19 protein-coding genes are annotated in these 18,428 nt (G+C 52.6%); 1 reads left to right on the top strand and 18 read right to left on the bottom strand.

The window, feature by feature from the left end:
* Window positions 1-25 precede the first annotated feature (25 nt).
* From AD666_RS24505 to AD666_RS24440, 15 genes are all read right to left on the bottom strand, one after another.
* On the bottom strand, window positions 26-1,993 hold the full coding sequence (locus AD666_RS24505) for a DNA topoisomerase III (RefSeq protein WP_053158141.1): 1,968 nt from the start codon (window positions 1,991-1,993) through the stop codon (window positions 26-28).
* A 225-nt stretch (window positions 1,994-2,218) separates the two neighbouring features.
* The gene (locus AD666_RS24500) at window positions 2,219-2,689 is read right to left on the bottom strand and encodes a single-stranded DNA-binding protein (protein WP_053158140.1); all 471 of its coding nucleotides are present in this window, start codon (window positions 2,687-2,689) and stop codon (window positions 2,219-2,221) included.
* Window positions 2,686-3,204 (bottom strand): DUF3158 family protein, encoded by a 519-nt coding sequence (locus tag AD666_RS24495; RefSeq protein WP_053158137.1) that lies wholly within the window; start codon window positions 3,202-3,204, stop codon window positions 2,686-2,688. The genes AD666_RS24500 and AD666_RS24495 overlap by 4 nt, the downstream gene beginning before the upstream one ends.
* Window positions 3,201-3,956 carry a PFL_4669 family integrating conjugative element protein gene (locus AD666_RS24490; protein WP_053158133.1) on the bottom strand — a complete coding sequence of 252 codons (756 nt, stop codon included), beginning with the start codon at window positions 3,954-3,956 and terminating at the stop codon, window positions 3,201-3,203. Before AD666_RS24490 ends, AD666_RS24495 begins: the two co-directional genes overlap by 4 nt.
* A gap of 218 nt (window positions 3,957-4,174) precedes the next feature.
* A complete protein-coding gene (locus AD666_RS24485; RefSeq protein WP_053158130.1) occupies window positions 4,175-5,365 on the bottom strand; it encodes an STY4528 family pathogenicity island replication protein in 1,191 nt (396 codons plus the stop codon).
* Window positions 5,362-5,910, bottom strand: a complete 549-nt coding sequence (locus AD666_RS24480) for a DUF2857 domain-containing protein (protein ID WP_053158126.1) — start codon at window positions 5,908-5,910, stop codon at window positions 5,362-5,364. Before AD666_RS24480 ends, AD666_RS24485 begins: the two co-directional genes overlap by 4 nt.
* Entirely contained in the window at window positions 5,907-7,493 is a 1,587-nt protein-coding gene (locus AD666_RS24475; RefSeq protein ID WP_053158123.1) for a ParB family protein, read from the bottom strand. Before AD666_RS24475 ends, AD666_RS24480 begins: the two co-directional genes overlap by 4 nt.
* Window positions 7,494-7,507: 14 nt before the next feature.
* The gene (locus AD666_RS24470) at window positions 7,508-7,717 is read right to left on the bottom strand and encodes a hypothetical protein (protein ID WP_053158120.1); all 210 of its coding nucleotides are present in this window, start codon (window positions 7,715-7,717) and stop codon (window positions 7,508-7,510) included.
* Window positions 7,718-7,799: 82 nt separating this feature from the next.
* Window positions 7,800-8,642, bottom strand: a complete 843-nt coding sequence (locus tag AD666_RS24465; RefSeq protein WP_053158117.1) for a ParA family protein — start codon at window positions 8,640-8,642, stop codon at window positions 7,800-7,802.
* Between the two features lie 4 nt (window positions 8,643-8,646).
* On the bottom strand, window positions 8,647-8,877 hold the full coding sequence (locus tag AD666_RS24460; protein WP_053158114.1) for an AlpA family transcriptional regulator: 231 nt from the start codon (window positions 8,875-8,877) through the stop codon (window positions 8,647-8,649).
* Window positions 8,878-8,990: 113 nt separating this feature from the next.
* Window positions 8,991-9,731 (bottom strand): hypothetical protein, encoded by a 741-nt coding sequence (locus tag AD666_RS24455; RefSeq protein WP_053158112.1) that lies wholly within the window; start codon window positions 9,729-9,731, stop codon window positions 8,991-8,993.
* A gap of 315 nt (window positions 9,732-10,046) precedes the next feature.
* Window positions 10,047-10,697: a 3-isopropylmalate dehydratase small subunit gene (gene leuD / locus AD666_RS24450; protein ID WP_053158109.1), complete on the bottom strand. Its 651-nt coding sequence runs from the start codon at window positions 10,695-10,697 to the stop codon at window positions 10,047-10,049.
* Window positions 10,694-12,100, bottom strand: a complete 1,407-nt coding sequence (gene leuC, locus AD666_RS26355; RefSeq protein WP_082339952.1) for a 3-isopropylmalate dehydratase large subunit — start codon at window positions 12,098-12,100, stop codon at window positions 10,694-10,696. Before leuC ends, leuD begins: the two co-directional genes overlap by 4 nt.
* A gap of 31 nt (window positions 12,101-12,131) precedes the next feature.
* Window positions 12,132-13,283 (bottom strand): CaiB/BaiF CoA-transferase family protein, encoded by a 1,152-nt coding sequence (locus tag AD666_RS24445; RefSeq protein ID WP_053158106.1) that lies wholly within the window; start codon window positions 13,281-13,283, stop codon window positions 12,132-12,134.
* 38 nt (window positions 13,284-13,321) lie between these two features.
* Window positions 13,322-14,128, bottom strand: coding sequence for a citryl-CoA lyase (locus AD666_RS24440; protein ID WP_053158103.1), 807 nt, complete (start codon window positions 14,126-14,128; stop codon window positions 13,322-13,324).
* A gap of 160 nt (window positions 14,129-14,288) precedes the next feature.
* Between AD666_RS24440 and AD666_RS24435 the strand changes: the two genes are divergently transcribed.
* Window positions 14,289-15,179 carry a LysR substrate-binding domain-containing protein gene (locus AD666_RS24435; RefSeq protein ID WP_053158100.1) on the top strand — a complete coding sequence of 297 codons (891 nt, stop codon included), beginning with the start codon at window positions 14,289-14,291 and terminating at the stop codon, window positions 15,177-15,179.
* Window positions 15,180-15,221: 42 nt separating this feature from the next.
* Here AD666_RS24435 and AD666_RS24430 read toward each other — a convergent pair whose 3' ends face one another.
* The 3 genes from AD666_RS24430 to AD666_RS26345 all read right to left on the bottom strand — a co-directional run bounded on the left by AD666_RS24430 (window position 15,222) and on the right by AD666_RS26345 (window position 18,403).
* Window positions 15,222-16,124: a transporter gene (locus tag AD666_RS24430; RefSeq protein WP_053158097.1), complete on the bottom strand. Its 903-nt coding sequence runs from the start codon at window positions 16,122-16,124 to the stop codon at window positions 15,222-15,224.
* 84 nt (window positions 16,125-16,208) lie between these two features.
* On the bottom strand, window positions 16,209-17,012 hold the full coding sequence (locus AD666_RS26350) for an alpha/beta fold hydrolase (protein WP_082339950.1): 804 nt from the start codon (window positions 17,010-17,012) through the stop codon (window positions 16,209-16,211).
* Window positions 17,013-17,149: 137 nt separating this feature from the next.
* Window positions 17,150-18,403: an NAD(P)/FAD-dependent oxidoreductase gene (locus AD666_RS26345; RefSeq protein WP_082339948.1), complete on the bottom strand. Its 1,254-nt coding sequence runs from the start codon at window positions 18,401-18,403 to the stop codon at window positions 17,150-17,152.
* Between the last annotated feature and the right edge of the window lie 25 nt (window positions 18,404-18,428).

Here is an 18,428-nt window from a genome sequence, read left to right as displayed (position 1 = left end):
GATTGTGGTGATCACCAATGGCGCGTCATGGGTGTCGCGTACCTTTGCTGATCGGCAGAGTGCCTTTGCAGTCCGGGTAGTGGGAGCATGACCAGAACGGCCCTGATTTACCATTACGCCTGCGCATTGAGGCGTTGCAAATGGGGCAGACAGGCCCGGCTTCGACCGGTACCGACAAGGTAAGCGCTCCGCAGTTTGCGATCAGCTGCGTAATCCAGTGCGCCTGCTTGGCAACGAATGCATCCAGGGTCAGGCGTCCCGCTTCGATTTCATCCAGAGCTTGCTCCCAGATCGCTGTCATACCCGGATCTGCAACTGCAGCGGGTACCGCCTCGATCAGGGTATGGGCCGCGGCGGAGGCCATTAAGGCACGTTTTTTCTTCAGCAAGTAACCGCGATCAATCAACCCCTTGATGATGCCGGCACGCGTGGCTTCGGTACCGATTCCGGTGGTGTCTCGCAGTTTTTGTTTCAGGCGTGGATCGTTGACCAGCTTGGCCACGTTTTTCATCGCCTTGATTAGATCGCCCTCGGTGAGCGGTTGGGGCGCGGCGGTGCGCATGGACTTGAGTTCGACGTCGTCCACTGCGCACTGCGTACCCTGTTGTAGGACGGGCAACACCTGGGACTTTTGACTGGGTTCATCGTCTTCGGCGTTGTCGGAGAGTAAGCCTTTCCAGCCTTGGACGACGATCTGTTTGCCAACCGCAGTCAAACGCTCGGCGCCGCACTCCAGTTCGACCTCGGTTCGATCAAATTCGTGATGCGGCAGGAATTGCGCGAGGTAGTGGCTACGAATCAGTTCGTAGACTTGACGCTCTTGTTCAGACATCCGCCCAAGGTTCGCCGCTTCGGTGGTGGGTATGATGGCGTGGTGCGCGGTGATCTTGGCATCGTTCCATGCTCGTGAGCGCAATGATTGATCGACGCTTGCGAGCGCTGGGCGTAACGCGGGATCCATTCTGAGCAGGGCATCGAATACCGCGGCTACCTCGTTGAACATACTCTCTGGCAAATAACGGCAATCGCTGCGCGGATAGCTGGTGGCTTTGTGGGTTTCATACAAGGCTTGGGCGATGTTCAGGGTTTCCTGAACGCCGATTCCCAGCTTGCGTGAACAGACTTCTTGCAGTGTGCTCAGGTCGACGGGAAGGGGTGGCGCTTCGCGGCAATGCTCAGTTTGCAGCGAGACTACGGTGGCGGTCTTGCTGCTAGAAATCGCTTGGAGGGCTTGACTGGCAAGCGCTTGCTGCAGGCAGCGGCCAGCTTCGTCACGTCCTGAGTTTGGTGGTATCCACGATGTGATGAATGGTTGCTCCATTGAGGACAGGTGCACATCCACCGCCCAGTACGGCACTGAGACGAAGCTGGCAATTGCGCGATCTCGATCAACCACCAAGCGCAAAGTGGGCGTTTGGACGCGTCCAACCGACAGTACGCCGTCATAGCCCGCCCGCCGTCCTAGAAGGGTAAACAAACGGCTGAGGTTCATGCCAATCAGCCAATCGGCGCGGCTGCGGGCGAGGGCGGAGTGGTAGAGCAGAAAGGTTTCTTGATCAGACTTTAGCGAGGACAGTGCCTTGTGAATCGATGCCTCGTTGAGTGCGGACAACCAGAGGCGCAGAACAGGGCCTAGGTAGTTGCAGCGCTCCAGCAGTTCGCGGGCAATCATTTCACCTTCTCGATCAGCGTCGGTCGCGATGACGACGGTGGAGGCTTCGCTGAGCAGGCGTTTTATGACGTTGAATTGTGCCGCGGTCTTGGGTTTGACCTCGACCTGCCACTTTGCAGGAATGATCGGCAGATGATCCAACGACCAGTTCTTGTACTGCTCGCTATAAGCTTCAGGCGCTGCTGTCTCCAGCAGGTGGCCGATACACCAGGTGACGGTTGTTTCAGGTCCGATCAGGCAACCGTCGCCACGTCGGCTGGCTCCGAGCACCTTGGCGATGTCCCTACCTTGGGAGGGTTTCTCGCAGAGAAAGAGACGCATAGAACTGCTCCGGATTGAGTTCGGAGCAACGTTGTTGGAAACCGCAGGTGGTGGATATGAGAAACCTGAATCGAACGATCCTCATATTAGTCAGTCGGGGCAACCGGGAATGGGACGAGGTAGTACCCCGTCGCAGCCCGATGACAGTGTGCATATTCACGAGCAGAGAGTAAAAAACGGCTCAGCAACTTCGCGCAAAGGCTCAATTTTTATGCCTGAAGTCTGTCAGTCTGTAGGTGGTTGCCTTCTGCTTTTTCTGGGTTTCGACGCAGGCGAACTGGCGCGCTCTGTGTTTTGCCCGACGGGTGTCGCAGATGCTGCCGGTTCACTGGAGCGTTCCCGCATGACCACGCTGTGCACGCGATGAGGCAGGATGCCGACGCGGCGGGCCTCGATCTTGAAGGTGACCCGTGCGTTGTCTTCGCTGTCTTCCCACTCATCTCGTACTGTGCGGCCCTCAACCAGTACACGCATGCCTTTCTGGTACAGCGTGCTCCAGTGTTCAGCCTCGCGGTGCCAGAGCTCTACCGGCGCCCAATAGCCGCCTCGATCTTCATAGCTGCCTTCGCGTGGCACGGGGTTGTCGAAGTACACATTCAGCCGCAGTAAACGCCGTGGCTCGTCATTGCCTGAGGCGAATTCCTGGAACTCTGGCGCACTGCCGATATTGCCTTCGCCGACGAAAAAAGTACTCATCGTGATATCTCCACTGCTGGTGTGAACTGGCGCAGCAGCCGTTCGGCACTGGCCATTTTGATCGCGCAGGTCGTGGCCTGGCGGTAAAGCGAATGCACCACGCTCATCTGCAGGTTCAGTGCAATGCGATCGCATTCGAATTGGTGCAGTCCATCGCGCACGACCTGCGGCAGGGTTTTGTTGCTCATCTGGCGTTCCCAGACTGCAACCCCCATACGGACAAAGTCACGGGTGCGCCAACGCAAAAAGGTGCTGCCCGCGCTGGTGTTCTGCAACACCAATCGGATATCCAGCATTGAGTAAGGAGGCTGTCCGGCCTGCTGCACCACAGCCTCCATCAGGTGACATAACTGCGCCTCGATTTCCCTCGCCACCTGCGCCAGGTGCTCCAACTCCCCCTTACCCTTAAAAGGTTTTAAAAGGCCTTTTAGGGAGGCTGCGTGTTCGAGCTGTCGATAGGCATCCTGTGTCAACGCGTCGAAGGGCATTGGTTGAGCAGGGATCATGAGATTCATGCTTCGTCCTCCGGCTCATCCACCGTCGCAGATGGCTCTCTCGCTTCCTCTGCCAACGCGTCAGCGTCATCCACTGGCACAGCACCACGACGAATGATTGGCGGCGCGAACTGGGAGCGGCGATGACCCTCAAGGATGTCCATGGGGGGTAACCCCATCTTCTCGATGGCCGCTATTGCACGGGCGTTGTTCGCCGCCATGTCATCGCGTGTGACGCCGGCATGCCGATAGCGCTGGGCCTGGCCGAACAGGCTGCGCAGCAGATGGGCGCCGTCGTCGATCCAGGCTTCCATGTCGATGCGGCCGATCAAGGCGGTGTGATGGGCCAACAGGGTCCGGCGCACCAGGGTGTCGTAGTCGGTCAGCAGGTAAACCGCCAGAAAACCCAGCTGGCTGCCGATGTACAACGGCAAGGTGACGGGGTGGATGTTGAGGTTGTCGCCCATGTCGATCTGTGTCGGCAGGTCCTGTCTGATTCGGTCCAGCTGCTGGGTCAGTTCCAGCATTCCGGTCTTGGCCTTCGTCAGTTTTTCTTCGAGTTGCACGATGGCCCAGTCGGCATAGGGGTCGTCCTGGGCCGCGGTTTGTTTGATCAGGTTGGTGACACTGATATAGCCGGCCATGCCCATGATCGAGTGGACGCCTTCGCGTGCCGTCCGACCTTGCCAGATACGGGCGGCGTGGTGAGTGTGCAGGGTCAGAGTGATGCTGCTACGCAATGAACCCAGGTTGAGTTGATAGTGATCGGCCACGGTGTTGTCCTCGCATAAGCTTGGACGGGAACGTTGCGACAGATGAGGGTCAAGGACAGCCAAAAAGCTGAATGCAGTCTGTTCGGTTTGGTTTAAGAGGGCTAACTATGGAGACGTCAGTGGGAAGGGTGCCCCGGCTTTTCCCTAAGAGTTTCATAGTTTGGTCCGACGTGTTCGTAGAGTGGAACTCCATGGATTTGATGCCAGTGGCATCAAATCTACTGACGCCCACCGCGTTTGCCGCGCAGTTGGCGCAGCTCATTCAGGCACGCTTGGGCCAGGGCAGAAGCTGGTTCGCCCTGTTGTCGAGATGGCCGCGAGGGTGGGGGTGGGGGCGGTTCTGCAATGGGTGACGGTTCGGCCTGACCTGCCCAAGGACGAAAGTCGCCATTCAGTGCGCGCTGGATTAGGCCCATCAGATACGCCGCTGGCTTGCGGATTCCACCGGCCGCACAGCGTGCCCCCGCTTCGTTGAGCACCGCCTGCCGATCCACTGGTTTGAGCTTGTTCAGCGCCACGGCGACGGCCTGACGCTCGTTTGGACTCAGGTGCAGCGCAGCGGGCCAGCGCAGGTTATCCACCGCTGGGGTCGCGCGCGGTACTGTACAAATACTTTCTTTTAATACAGTACAGGCGGCGTTCGGATTCCGAACGGTGCCGGAAAGACTGGCGTTCAGACTCGGTTCGGAATCCGAACGAGGGCCTGCACGATTCCGAACGAGGGCATTTTCTCCCGGTTCGGAATCGTGTAAAGCGTCATCGGTTGCCTGATCCAATCCTTGCTGCGTCCAGTGCTCGCCCCAGCTGTCGAGCCGCGTCGGTAGTCGACCCTGATCTATATCCGTGTCTTGGCGGATTTCTTCCCAAATGTGCTGTGCGACAATACGCACAGACTTGGTGTTATGACTGAGGCAATGTCCGACCAGTTCTAGGTAGTCTTGATCCAGCTCCATGGCTTCGGCGGGGGTTAACGGCTCATCGTGCAGAACGTACAGAGAACCTTGAAGACGCCCGCTGAGCTGATCGCGTCCGCGACTCACCAAGCTGAGCCAGCGCGTGAGCCTGAGCATGGTCAAGACGCGAGCAATGGTTTCACGGGAGGCGGACGCCCCGTAGGGCACGCTTGATAGGTAAGGCTGCAAATCCTCATAACGCGGTGTGACCACGCCCTGGCCTTGCAGCATGAGTCGAAACACCTGCCAGGCATTGCGTTCCAATGGCGTCAGACGATTATCCAACAGCAGCCGCCGCGGCACGACTTCGTGTGATTGGCCACTGAACAGTAAGCCCGCCTGCAGAGCCTGGTTGGAGGGTTGTTCAGTGGCGGGGTGTGCGGGCCAGCGTTCACTTAGCTGCTGGGTGCATTGCTGCAGGACACGCTGCCAGCGACTGGACGGGGCAGTGTTCATGTTCCGTTGCTGTACTGGTCGATCTGCTGCCAAACGATGGTCAAGCTGATCTGTTGCTCCTCGGCCAGCATCATCATGGCGTCGAGCTGATCCTCGGTACCGTCCTGAACGCGTAGCTGGCACCAACGCTGCCAGAGCGCATGTTCCTGCGCTTCGCTCAAATGCTGGGGGCGGCCCTTACGGGTTTCTATCTTGAGCAGACGTCGGCGCAGGGCGGTTTCCGAATGCGCCAAGCCGAAGCACTGGTACATGATGGTGCTGCTGGCGCCCAGCTTGAGCGCTCGGTTGATCAAGCGCTCGTTCTGCTCGTCGCGTTCGGCTTGCTCGATCAACCGATGCAGCACCGGCGAGTCAATCTTGACCTCGACCCAAGACACTGTGGCATGTGCCAGGCGCGACAGCGTGGTGGGCGGTAAGGATTGCAACAAGTAGATGTCTTCCTCACTCAGTCCGAGTGCCTTGCAGCGTTGCAGGTTACCCAGGCGCAGCTCATGCAGCACCTGAGTCAGCATGGCCTGATTGAGCACATTGAAGGACAGGCTCATGGCAGCTCCTTCGGTAAGTTGTCTTCAGGGGTAAGCGTTAAGTCGATCAGGCGGCGGGCCAAGCGGATGAGACGATACAGTTTGATTAACAGACTGTCGGGCAGTCGCTCCAGCCCTACGTCCACGGCAGGACGATCTGTCAGAGGGAGTTGATAGATCCCCAGCAACAGCTGGCCGAACAGGGCTGAGGGCAGTTGCTTGCGATCCTCCCAGTTCACGTCGTCTTGAGCGCGCAACAGGGCCAGGAGCACTAGGTGAACGCCGGTCGCGCGAGGTGTCGTTAGACCAACTTGCTCGATACTCAGGGCGAAGCCCAAGCCAAGCTGCTGATCGATGATGCTCTCAGGATATCCGGCATAGGTCGCCATTTCCCGCGCGAGTGTGGCTATAGCCGAACGCAGTTCTTCGGGGCTATCCAGTGCTGGTGCGATGGTCCAGATGTCGTCGATCGTGCAGGTTTCGATGGTCGATGCTGCTTCGGCGGATGTCTCACGATCGATCTGTTCGCGAATCTGTTGAACACGTGAGGGAGGGCTGAGCGCTGATACGGCATTCGTTTCGGGCGGTGTGAGCGGTTCCTCTGGTGCTGTTTCAGTCTGGGTTCTGGTCTCAGTTGATTTGGGACGGGACTCGGAGGAGAGAGGTCCTGCCGCGGCTTCAGCAACGCTCGGCAGAGGGGTGTTCTCTGGGAGCGTGGTGACGACAACACCAGGCGTCGAGATGACCCGTTGGGTATCGCTCAGCTCCAGGGCCAGCATGCGGTAGGACTGTCCGAGTAAGCAGCTCATGCGTTCGAGTAGTTCATCTTGGATCTGCTCAAGATCGAATGACTCGGGTTCGGCATCAAAGTAGCCCAGGGTGTCGAGCCAAAAATCGGCGAACGCGATGGGGGCGGTTGGATAACGGTTCCAGGTACGTTCAGCCTGACTACGTAGAGCGATCAGGCGTTCGATCTGGGGCTTGCCCAAACCGGCATACAGGGTTTGTGGAATGGCGGGCAACAAGTGTTCGAGGGTGTCGAGCATCCGGCTGATGTGCGACTGTGAAATAGGGTAACCCCCAGCGGCAAGACGTCGTGCCAGTTCACGTTGCGAGAGCACAGCTCCCTCTGCTTCGAGCATGGTTTTGAGTTTGGCCACCGCCAGAGCCCGTTCGATGAAGGTGAGTTGGCCGTGCAGATCGCTTTCGGCCAGATGGCCGAGCAGGGCAGTGATTTCATTGCTCCAAGGTCGGAACAGGCAATGAATGCGAAAAAAGCGCTCGTCGCGGGTTTCCTGCCACAGCTCGCCGAGAATTGCCAAACGCGTATTACCGCCGTTGCGGATGATGAAATAGGTTTCACCCGGGCGGCGGGTAATCGGTGGCGGTTGGTCCAATCCGCGTTCACGGATCGAAGCCTTGATATCGTCGTATAGCGGATTACGGATGAAGCGCGGGTTATGTTCGTAGGGCCGCAACTGCTCCAGCGTGACCAACATCGGCGTGTCAGTAGCTGGATCGGACAACCGCTCCAGTTCTGGCCCTCGAGGGAAGTGGTCCTGGTGCAGCTTGTCGGTGATCTCTTGCTGACTGAGCTTCTTCATCGGAACAACCTCAGTTAACGCCGGTTACGCAAATGGTCACCGACCTTGAACTTGACGATCTCGGCAGTGCCCGATCCTTCGAAATGTCGGGAGAGTTCTGCGAGGAACCACCCCATGGCCGAGCGCCCACCCTGCAGGCGAAAGACCACGGTGCAGTACTCCTCGCAAGGTGAGTGGTGTGGTCGAATGGAGGGTGGAACGATGATGGGAAGCTGATCCAACATCAAAAGACTCCTTGCCAAACGCTGTTGACATCAAGGTCGATAAAAAATGACTTGGCGAGAAATGCTGGTTGGGTGTTACGTCTCATTGAACCTCCGCGCATCGGCTCACCGAAGAGATCGCCTCGCGCCATTCCGGAAATAACTCGATGGCCAGCGCTTGCATGGTTTCTAGCGCTGATGGCGAGCATCGTTCACTTGCCCTGCGCGTCTCTATTCGGTGTACTGGCAGACCGAGGGAGGCGGCATTGAGATACGCCACTCGGTCTGGAACTACGGTTTCTAGAACCGAGATGTTGGTCGCCCCAGCGAAGGTCTCGCGCAGTCCACGGATGATCATCCGGGTGTCTACCCGAATGGCATTCACCTGGTTCAGTAGCAGTCGCAACGGCGGCGGTGCAATGCCTAGGTGGCGAAACGGTTCGAGCTCACTGAGCAGCTTCAAGGTGCCACGCCGCAGCTCGCGGGCAGCGAGCATTTCCGGCGTAATCGGAGAGAGGGCGAGATCGGAGGCCAGAATGGCCATCTCCAGCAGCACGCTACGTGCGCCCTGGGTGTCGATCAAAAGCACGTCATAGTTGGGAAGGAAATTGCCGAGCAAATTGAGCAGACGTAATCGCCCGTCAGGAGCGTGAAGCAGCAAGGTGCTCAGTCGGCCTTGATCGTCGTTGGAGAGGATCAGGTCGAGCCCTGCGATCACTGTCTTGGAAACAATCTGTGCAGGAGTTGTTAGATTGAGTGCGATGAACTCGTACGCACCTGCCTCAGCCTTCTGGCTCAGGGCGTAATAGCTGGAGAGGGTGGGTTGGCTATCTAGATCGAGCAACAGGACGCGCAGACCAGCATCCGCCAGCAGACCACCGAGGTTGGCAGCTACTGTAGTTTTGCCTACCCCACCTTTAGTGGAAACCACCGATACCACACGCATCACATCAGACCAGCTGGTCTAAGCGTTGCGCGACCCACTGCTCGATTTCCAGCGAGTCCCAGCCGACTGCCCGTAATCCAATGCGTTTAGCCTGAGGAAATTTCCCTTCTTTCATCAAGTTGTAGATGTGCGCACGCTTGAAGCCGGTTTTTCGTTCGACTTCTTCGCGTCGCATGATGTGACGTTCGACCTGTGGTTGAGGTGCTTCAGCGGTGGGTAAGGATTGACTGGACATGATGGTCACTCCTGGCGCCGATTGGCGCGTAGTGGGAAGTGACCTAAATTGAATAGCAAAAAAGAGGGAAGCGTCATTGCACTGCAATTGGGGCGATTGCAGTGCAATGCGACTCAGCGCTTCGACAGGCTGCGTTTGGCGGCAGCAAACTTTTCATCCAAGGTACGCTTGGAAATGCCAGGCAGGTTTTTATGGTAAGCGGTCAGTGCGTCGACAATGGCGGCTTGGGATCGGAAAACTGAGTGAGGTTTCCCCGAGGGTGAGTGATCTAGAAATAGACTGATCATCGCACCAATTATGTGAAGATAAACAGTTTCGCTGCGGTCGCTGACCTTACTGTTGCTTTTGAGCAAAAGCCGTATATTCTCTTTTTCCAATCCGATAGCCTCAAGCTCAGAGATTAGCTTTTGATAAGCAGTTTCTATATTTTTCACCTGCAATTGTAGGGCTTCTCTGTCAGCTTGCAGTGCTAGGTAAGTACCAATATTTATATCGCCCGATTGATTGAGTTGCCGGGCGAAAAGGAAGGGCGGTTTTTGTTCAGGGTAGTATCGTGATATCCACATTCTAAGATCGGTGTGGCGCACGGTTAGCTGGGTTATATCGACAGGAGTACCACGAGAAACTGTCACACCGAGACAGCCGTACGTCAGTTCACCATGCTGGACGGCATCGATAATTCTCTCGGTATTCGCATGCAGACAGGGCCATTGGGGGAAGGCCTTTCTAAGAATTGCTGGATCGCTCCACTCTACCTTGAGAATTTGTGCTTCGTACTCTGTCAGATGGCACCAACGCAGCGCTACCTCTATAGGTCGATAAAAAATTTTGCTGTGACGATTGAAAGCAAACATCTGCCGACGACCTCCATATTCAAATAAACAGGCCCCTCCGCAGTGTCTTTTTCAAATAAATATGAAACCAATCATGACGATGGTTGCTGATTTTTCTGCACGGTGAGGTCCGTATCATTCCTTGCGATATTTACACCTTTAACTAAAGTTTTTGTCACTCCGTTCTAAATAAATGAATTGCTCTCCGGTGCCTAAAGCAAACCTGAAGCTGTATTGGCGTTAACGTATGTCTATGCGCAGGGTTGCGGCAAAAGTCAGGAGGAGAAGTTGTGAGTGAGATTTGTGCATATATATCTCCCTATTTAGTGCAAGATACTAAAGCTTTTCTTGCTGATATAGCCATGGATAGCTAGTCCTGCGAACGTTCTCGAACTTTGAAATTTCTTTTCTGTGTTCTAGGGTTTCGGTTATATCATCGGCTCCGGTTAATAGTTTCTTCTTGTGAGAGCTAGGGAGGAAGAATTTTATTTGATATTTCTTAATTGTTATCACCTGAAGTTTTAGGTCTATTTTTAATGAGGTGCTGGTTGTGTTGTATTTTACTGCGTTTATTAATTTGTCTATGGTTTTAGTTTGTAAGATGATTGGGAGTAAGCCGTTTTTTATACAGTTGTTGTAAAAAATATCTGCAAAGCCTTCAGCGATTATGACCTTGAAGCCGTATTCATGGAGCCCCCAAACTGCATGTTCACGCGAAGAGCCGCACCCAAAATTCTTACGTGTTAACAGCACAGTTGCACCTTGGTAACGTGGATCATTGAGTTCAAATAAAGGATTAGGCTTTCTATTTTTCTGTAAGGAGTTGAGATTCCCGCGATCCAAATATCTCCATTCGTCAAATATGAAGCGACCATACCCAGTTCGTTCCAATGATTGCATGAATTGCTTAGGTATGATGGCGTCTGTATCAACATTGTTTTTATCGAGTATTGCGATTGTGCCAGTATGACGTGTAAAAATTTTCATTGAAGAAATTCCCTAACATCACAGAGATAGCCGGTTAAGCTTGCCGCGGCGGCCATTGCTGGGCTGAGGAGGTGACTTCTGCCACCTGCACCCTGTCGGCCTTCGAAATTTCTGTTGGAAGTAGACGCGCAGCGTTCCCCTGGTGAGAGTCTATCTTCGTTCATACCCAAGCACATCGAACAACCAGGTTGTCGCCACTGAAAGCCTGCCTCTATAAAAATTTTATCTATACCCTCAGTCTCAGCTTGACGTTTGACTGCCCCGGAACCGGGAACTGCCAGAGCAAGCTTGATCGTTCGCGAAATCTTACGACCACGCAAGATACTAGCCGCCTCTCGCAAGTCTTCGATCCGGGCATTGGTGCATGACCCGATGAACACTTTGTCAATAACAACAGTATCAAGACGGCGGCCCGGTTCTAAGCCCATATAGACTAACGACTGTTCTAGAGCCCTACGTCGGCCGAAATCGGTCTCCATGGAAGGCGAAGGTACGCAACCATCAATTGCCGACATCATGTCTGGCGACGTCCCCCACGTCACACACGGTTTTATTTTTTCAACGGAAATAGAAATACGTTTGTCGTATTTCGCGCCGGTATCAGATGTGAATGTTCTCCAGTAGGCTTCAGCCGAATCCCTTTGGTGCGGCGGGGGTGAGAAGGTTCGGCCTTTGAGGTAACTGATTGTTGTATCATCCACACCAATAAGGCCTGCTCTGGCTCCTGCTTCTATTGCCATGTTGCACAGGGTCATGCGTGCTTCCATCGACAGAAATTTCAGTGTGCTGCCGGTAAACTCGAGCACATGACCTGAGGCTCCAGAAGCACCCAATGCTGCAATGACACTAAGTGCTATATCTTTCGCGTAGACGCCCTTAGACAATTGGCCTATTAGGCGCACCTCCAGTGTTTTCGATTTCGACATTAACAATGTCTGCGTTGCAAGTACGTGTTCGATTTCTGAGGTGCCGATTCCAAATGCGAGCGCAGCAAATGCTCCATGTGTAGAGGTATGTGAATCACCGCAAACAATCGCCATGCCTGGCTGGGTAGCGCCCATTTCCGGCGCTACTACATGAACGATGCCTTGTTGTGGATCTCCATGGGGGAAATATGCGAGAGCGCCAGTGTTCGCAATATTCGATTTTAGTCTCGCTAATTGTTTGGCTGCGAGTTGGTCACGAACCAGCAACCCATCTGTGGGAACATTATGATCGTCCGTTGCAATTATACTGTTTGCCCGCCAAACACTGCGATTGTCTTGTTCCAAGCTACTGAAAGCTTGCGGACTGGTTACTTCATTAATTAAGTGTCGGTCAATGTATAGGAGCGTCGTTCCGTCGCTTTTTGTTTTTAGCGCGTGGCTGCTCCAGAGCTTGTCGTATAGGGTTTCTGGCATCATGGTTGATTACCTCAAATCCTAAATAATTTATTCAGGCGAAAGTTTTTGATGCGAGCGGGAACATGGCACGAAGTTCATTGTTGAATTCTCCCAGTAGGGGGGGGGCGGTTACATCAAGTGACCGCTGTCCATCATAGCTAACCGGGGAGCGGACCGTTAACCATTCACCTTTCTCAGGGTGTTTGGTACTGATCTGTAGCTGCAAGTGTTTGGCTTGAGGGTCCTGAAGAGCTTCACTGCTGTCGTACATTGGAGCGTAAGGTACATCGGCTTTTTCTAGTTTGAGACACCAATATTGCCTAGTATGTGATTTAAACTGCTCGCCAAGAAAATCTATTAGCGCTTCTTGATTGTGGATGCGCGCTTGGCGAGTGGCGAATCTTGGGTCGTTGAAAATGTCTGGCTGCTCAATGGCATCTGCAAGTCCTTGCCAGAATTTTTCAGGCGATGACATGTGTAGGGCGACCCATTTACCGTCAGCACATTCGAGTACGTAGGACTGAGATACGCTAGGTCTGCTGTATGGAGTCATCACTTGGTTTTCAGCAAAGTAATGGGTAAAGGCATCAAGGTTGAAATGGCACATGGATTCCAACATTGACACTTCAACAGTTTTGCCTTTTCCACCCTGGCTGCGCTCGAAAAGTGCTCCCAAAATTCCATATGCTGCATAAAATCCTGTCAAGGCATCAGCAATGGCTGGACCCACTACTCGTGGATTAGCCGGGTTAATCAGCAGATTCAAAAAGCCGCTTGCTGCTTGTGCGACGGTGTCATAGGCGGGACGTCCAGCCGCTGGTCCATCCGGCCCGAATCCGCTTATCGAGCAATAAATCAAGCGTGGATTCAGTGCGCGCAACCGTTTCTCGCCGACGCCAAGCTTGTCCGCAGTGCCAGGCCGAAAGTTCTGAATATAAACATCTGCGGTCTTGATGAGCTCATCGAATATCGCTTGGTCGTCAGAGTCACGGGTGTTAAGTGTCGCACTTCGTTTGTTGCGGTTGTATGTTTGAAAGTGAGGGCTGTAAAGTCCGCCTTGAAAAGCACGAAATGGGTCACCCGTTTCCGGTTGCTCAATCTTAATAACTTCTGCTCCTAAATCAGCTAGGAGCATGCCTGCGTTAGGACCAGTTATGAATGTGCCCTGCTCAATAACCCGAATACCAGCTAGAACCTTAGCCATCGTTTTTACCTTGAAATTTGAATTGGAATTCGCCGTTGTTACTCAGATTTGAAACTTGGCGGTGTTTCGCCTTCATATATAAGTTCCCGGGTCGCTTGATACGACAAGGCGAAACCAATGGGATTTTCGCGTTCTTCGTGAAGATGAGCGATAAGACCTGCACTGCGTGCGAGAATCGGAATGCCCCTGAGGGCTCCAACCGGAAATCCGACGCCAAGTAGAACTGATGGAATGGCTGCAGAAACGTTCAGGCTCAGATGCTTACCTATGACCTCAGGAATGACCTGTTCAACGGCCTCTGCGATCTCGATATAGGACTGGCCCGCTCCGGATGCACGTGACACGTCGAAAAGCGCAGCTACTCGTGGATCCCTGGCCTTGTGCAAGGGGTGGCCATACCCAGGAATTGGTTTATTTAGATCCTTGTACTTGCGTAAAACGGATGCGGCTGCTTGCTTGAGTGTTAGCCCCTCATTTTTTTGCTCAGCCTCAATTTCGATATACATCTCACCCGCTTGAGCCGATGCTCCGAGAATTACGGAACCGCAACCCAGTAAGCCTGCTGCCACTGCTCCCTGCAGTGCCTCAGGAGATGCTGCGTAAGTCATGCGCGCAGCTTGAACGCTGGGAACCAGGCCGTGCTCTGTAATGGCAACAAGAGTAGCGTCAAGCACCGACAAGGTAGGGCCATCAGGCCTTTTCCCTGTCAGCAAAAGGAAAAAATACTCCGTGAAGGAAAGCTTCCCGATCACGTCTTGGCACAGATCCAGTCCGCGGACCACGATAGCGTCGGCGTTGGAAGTACAGATTGAAGTGCGTGGCTGTGTTTCTTTTCCGATCTTCATTGGATCACCTTCAGTTTTTGTAGTTTTAGATAATCAGGAGTAATCGCAAAAAATTGGATGAGCCCCCAGCTGGAAGTGTCTCCAGCGTAAAACGTGACAAGCGTCGATAAAAGTGATTAATTTATATAAAAATCATCGATGGCATCACTGGAGCAGTGCGATGGAACTAAGGCATCTACGCTATTTTTCAACGCTCGCTGAGACGCTGAGCTTCACCAGAGCGGCGGAAAAATCCCACGTCACACAATCGACGCTCTCTCACCAGATCAAGCAATTGGAGGATGAGCTGGGGATACGTCTGTTCGAGCGCATTGGCAAGAAGGTGGTTATCACTGAAGCGGGTGACGCCTTGCTGATGGAGCTGCAACCAGCTCTTCGCCAGATCGATAAGGCGATCAAGGGGCTACAGGCTTCTCCAGGTTCAGTTTCCGGGGAGCTTCGGATTGGTGCGACTCATACGTTCAACAGCCAATTGGTACCTCAATGTGTAGGGCTCTTTCACGAGCGCTTTCCCGATACAAAGATTTTCGTGCAGGAGCTTTCCCAAGCTCTAATCGTCCAGCAATTGGAGGCGGGTCACCTAGATCTGGGTATTGCCTACAGGCCTCTTGATCGAAACGATCTATGGTTCGAACCTCTTTACAACGAAGAGCTGTTGTTAGTGGTGTCTGAGCGACACCCTTTAGCAGGCCGGAAACGAGTTCGGATGGTGGAGCTCCACGGTGTCAGCATGGTCTTATTGTCCTCGGTCTACTCGACTCGATTGATGTTGGATGAGTGCTTTCAGGCTGCAGGTGCCGAACCACAAGTTATAGTTGAAATGAACTCGATTACCCCTATAGTCGAGTTGATACGTCAGTCTCAACTGGCTGGAATCGTCGGCAAAACAGGTATTCTTGATACTAGGGGACTGAGCTTTGTAGCGTTAGAACATCCAACGCCTATTCGGACACCAGGGCTGCTTTGGTTAAGGGGCAGTCAGTCAACTTTGGTGGGGGCCAACTTCGCCAAAATATTGAAAAGACAGCTGACAAACGGAGCGGAAGATTAACTGTAGGCGCATCCGGTGTCGGCTGCGCCAAAAGGTTTATCCTCAGAATGGGAAGGAGAATTGGACCCAGAATTTGTCTCCTTCGCTGCGGTTCTGGACGGCTACTTCATGTTGATACTTGGCGGCTACCACAGTTCCTGGCTTAATTGTATAGCGGATCTGAGGACCAAATGCCGCTGCTTGACCTCTGTTGCCATCCTGAAATTTTCTACCATCAAGTTCGTCATCGGTTATTTGTTTGAAATAATAGCCTTGTAAGCCAATTTGAATATCGGGTGTCAAAGAATATCCAACTATTTGCTCGTAGTGAATATTGTTGCCCGATCGGTAATCAGTGTCTCGATTTGTTGAGCTGATAGACGCAGATAAGGTCCCGCTGACTTCTATCTTGCTATTTGGGAACCATGTGTAACCATATGAAGGTTCCCAAGAATAATAGTGAACGGCAGCGTTAACCCCACGGTTCTTGTCATAGGAGCCAGTCGGGATCTCGAAGTCAAGTGGATAAATGCCTTGAAAGAATGTGCCGCTCTCGTTAGCTGAACCCAAAATTATGGGTTTAAAAGTCAAGTTGCCGAATCCGTCGGTTTTGCTTTTGTCGCCATTAATTTTAACTGATGCATCTACAAAAGTTCCGACAATGCCGGAAGATAACGTAAAGTCACCAAGTTTAGCTTGCCAACCATGGTCAATTCGAATCGCGTCTACCAAAATTGCAAGTTTAGCATCAACAGGAATCTTCTTGCCGTCGCTATCGTTCAACCGATTTGCGGTGTAAAACATAGTGTAGTTGTAGAATCGATTTTGACCAGGCTCTACGGTGAAGCCATTGAGCACCGTGTGAACACCGAGTGGAAAAACTATAGTCCCATTTTCAGATGCATGCCCAGTCAGTGGCGTCAGCAGGGCGAGGAATATGAATGATTTTATTTTTATAGATTTCATGATGGTTCCTGCTCTATATTGAGCAAACAGTTGATTGTGGTTGGTGTTCTGATGATATGAATGGTGGTGCAGTGCAGGGGGGCTTCAGCTTTTCAGAAAATCTCGAATGACATCTCGGGCTTCAATGGATTCATCCAGTACCAAATGGCCGACATTTTTAATGATTTTTAGTTGAGAGTTGGTTATTTTACCTTGCCATCTGTAAGCCTGCTGCATTGGAATCAAATTATCGTTATCACCCCAGACAATCAAGGTGCGAGTACGTAGTGTTGATAGTTTTGAGTTAATCAAAGGGCTTTCAAAAGAGCCGCCGTCCAAAATACTTTCGAGCGTGAAGTTTTCCCAGTTTCGTTTTGATACAAAATCTTCGTCGTACTCGCTCGGCAGATAAGGTGTCAGTATATTAAGATCTTTTACAAGATAATTAGGGATGTTTTCTGGTGCAATATTGCTTAGCTCAGTCATCGGGTATTCGCGGCAGTGTAGACCTGCTGGGCAGATTAACGTAAGGCTGCTGAGTCTCTCAGGATGGGTTAATGCAAACTCTGCTGCTAATCTCCCGCCCAAGGAGCATCCAGCAAGATTTAAAGTGCTAAGATCAAGCATTTCAAATAAGTTATTGTAATGATTGATGTAGTCAGTGGTCGAGGTGATCTCTTTGCTGTAAGGAGACTCGCCGAAACCTGGATGATAGGGGAGGTAAACACGAAAGCTATTGGTCCAGTTGCGCGCGAACTCAAAACCATGAAATGTTGAGGCTCCATGGAAGTAGACCAGAGGAGCGCCGCTGCCCGCAGTGTATACCACTGTTTTAGTTCCGTTTACGTCTATTTCCAGTCGTTCGAAACCGTCAGTGCGAATCCTGCGATCTAACAAAAGATGGCTCATTTAGATTTCCTTTGTTTTTGGGAACACGTAGATGGCTATTTTTTCGTAATGCTGAGTTTCACCAGTCGCTGGAAGGAGTGAATGCTGATCCAATGAGAATCAACATTCAGTCGGTTCAGTCCTATCTGGCTTCTTTATTAGAGGAACTGAGAACGTCGTTCAGAGAAGTCGAGGCCGATTCTCCCCGTCGGATCCGCATCAGCCCATCGCGAATCGGGTCTGATGACATCACCGATCAAGCGGAATGGATAGAGCATCATCAGCCTGCTGAGTTCAGGGTTTTCAGCAGTGGCGCGCATGTTCTCCATATCGATTTTTCGCTTAGCCAGATCTTTTTCTTCCACCATCCTTTTGTTCTCGGAAGCACCAGCGGACGCGACTTCCCAGAAAACCCTACGTCTTTCTGCTGCCCACCTGTCGAATACCTCATCTTTTGCCTCGTTACGCATGACTGCTGCAATTAGGTCTGCCAGGATCATTCCATCCCAAATTCCTCCAGTCAGACCTAGTCCGCCTAGTGGGTTGGTTGCATGAGCCGAGTCGCCAGCAAGGAATGTACGTCCCACTCGAAACGATGAGGCCGCTCGTTGGTGAATTGTATAAGGGTTCGATGAGACGATTTCGTAAGGTTCTCCTGGCGGCAGGATATTGGCGTAGCGGCCAGGAATGCGATCACGATGGGTCTCAGCAGGAAATGATGCATCCTCTTGGTATGTAACCCGCCATAGGCCCTTCTTATCAATGGCCATTACCACGCCTGCATCCAAGGGATCTGCAATTATATTCGCGGGGCAGTAACCGTGTTTTGTAAAATCGCAATACACGTTGGTTGCAACGAATCGATTTTCCCACGTGTGTCCATCGAAAGTCTGCCCTAGCAGCCGGCGCACTGTACTGCGGGCGCCATCGGCACCGATAACCCAACTGCCACGTAGGTCACTGCTGCCTTCAGGTGTTTCCACAGTGAGGGTCACGCCTGAAGGGCTTTGTTGTAAATCAGTTACTTTGTTATTGAATCGTACTTCAACACCCAGAGCTTCAGCGTGCCTCATAGCAATCTTTGCTATTTCATCTTGCCCACAGTGTAACTGGTAGTCATAAGTGATGCCCCGCATAACCTCGTGTCGAATTTCGGAAATGAAGTTGAATTCCGGTACGCGAGTGGCGAAACTGATGCCCTTTACTGATTGGGCTGCCACATCTTCAAGCATTCCTAGCTCATCTAGGACGGCCAAAGTAGATGGAAAGTACACTGCTGCCCGTGGAGCATTCGAAATTACAGCATCGGCTTCAAGCACCAAAACAGAAATTTTTTCTTGTGCCAAAGCGACAGCTGTAAGTAGGCCGACTGGACCAGCTCCGACAATAATTACATCAGCATGAGTGTTCATTGTTTAGCTCCACTCGAATCTTCTA

It is taken from the genome of Pseudomonas sp. Pf153, from assembly GCF_001269775.1.
GTDB lineage: Bacteria > Pseudomonadota > Gammaproteobacteria > Pseudomonadales > Pseudomonadaceae > Aquipseudomonas > Aquipseudomonas uvaldensis.
The sequence above is the reverse complement of the archived record's forward strand: the minus strand, read 5'-3'. Positions and strand labels throughout refer to the sequence as shown.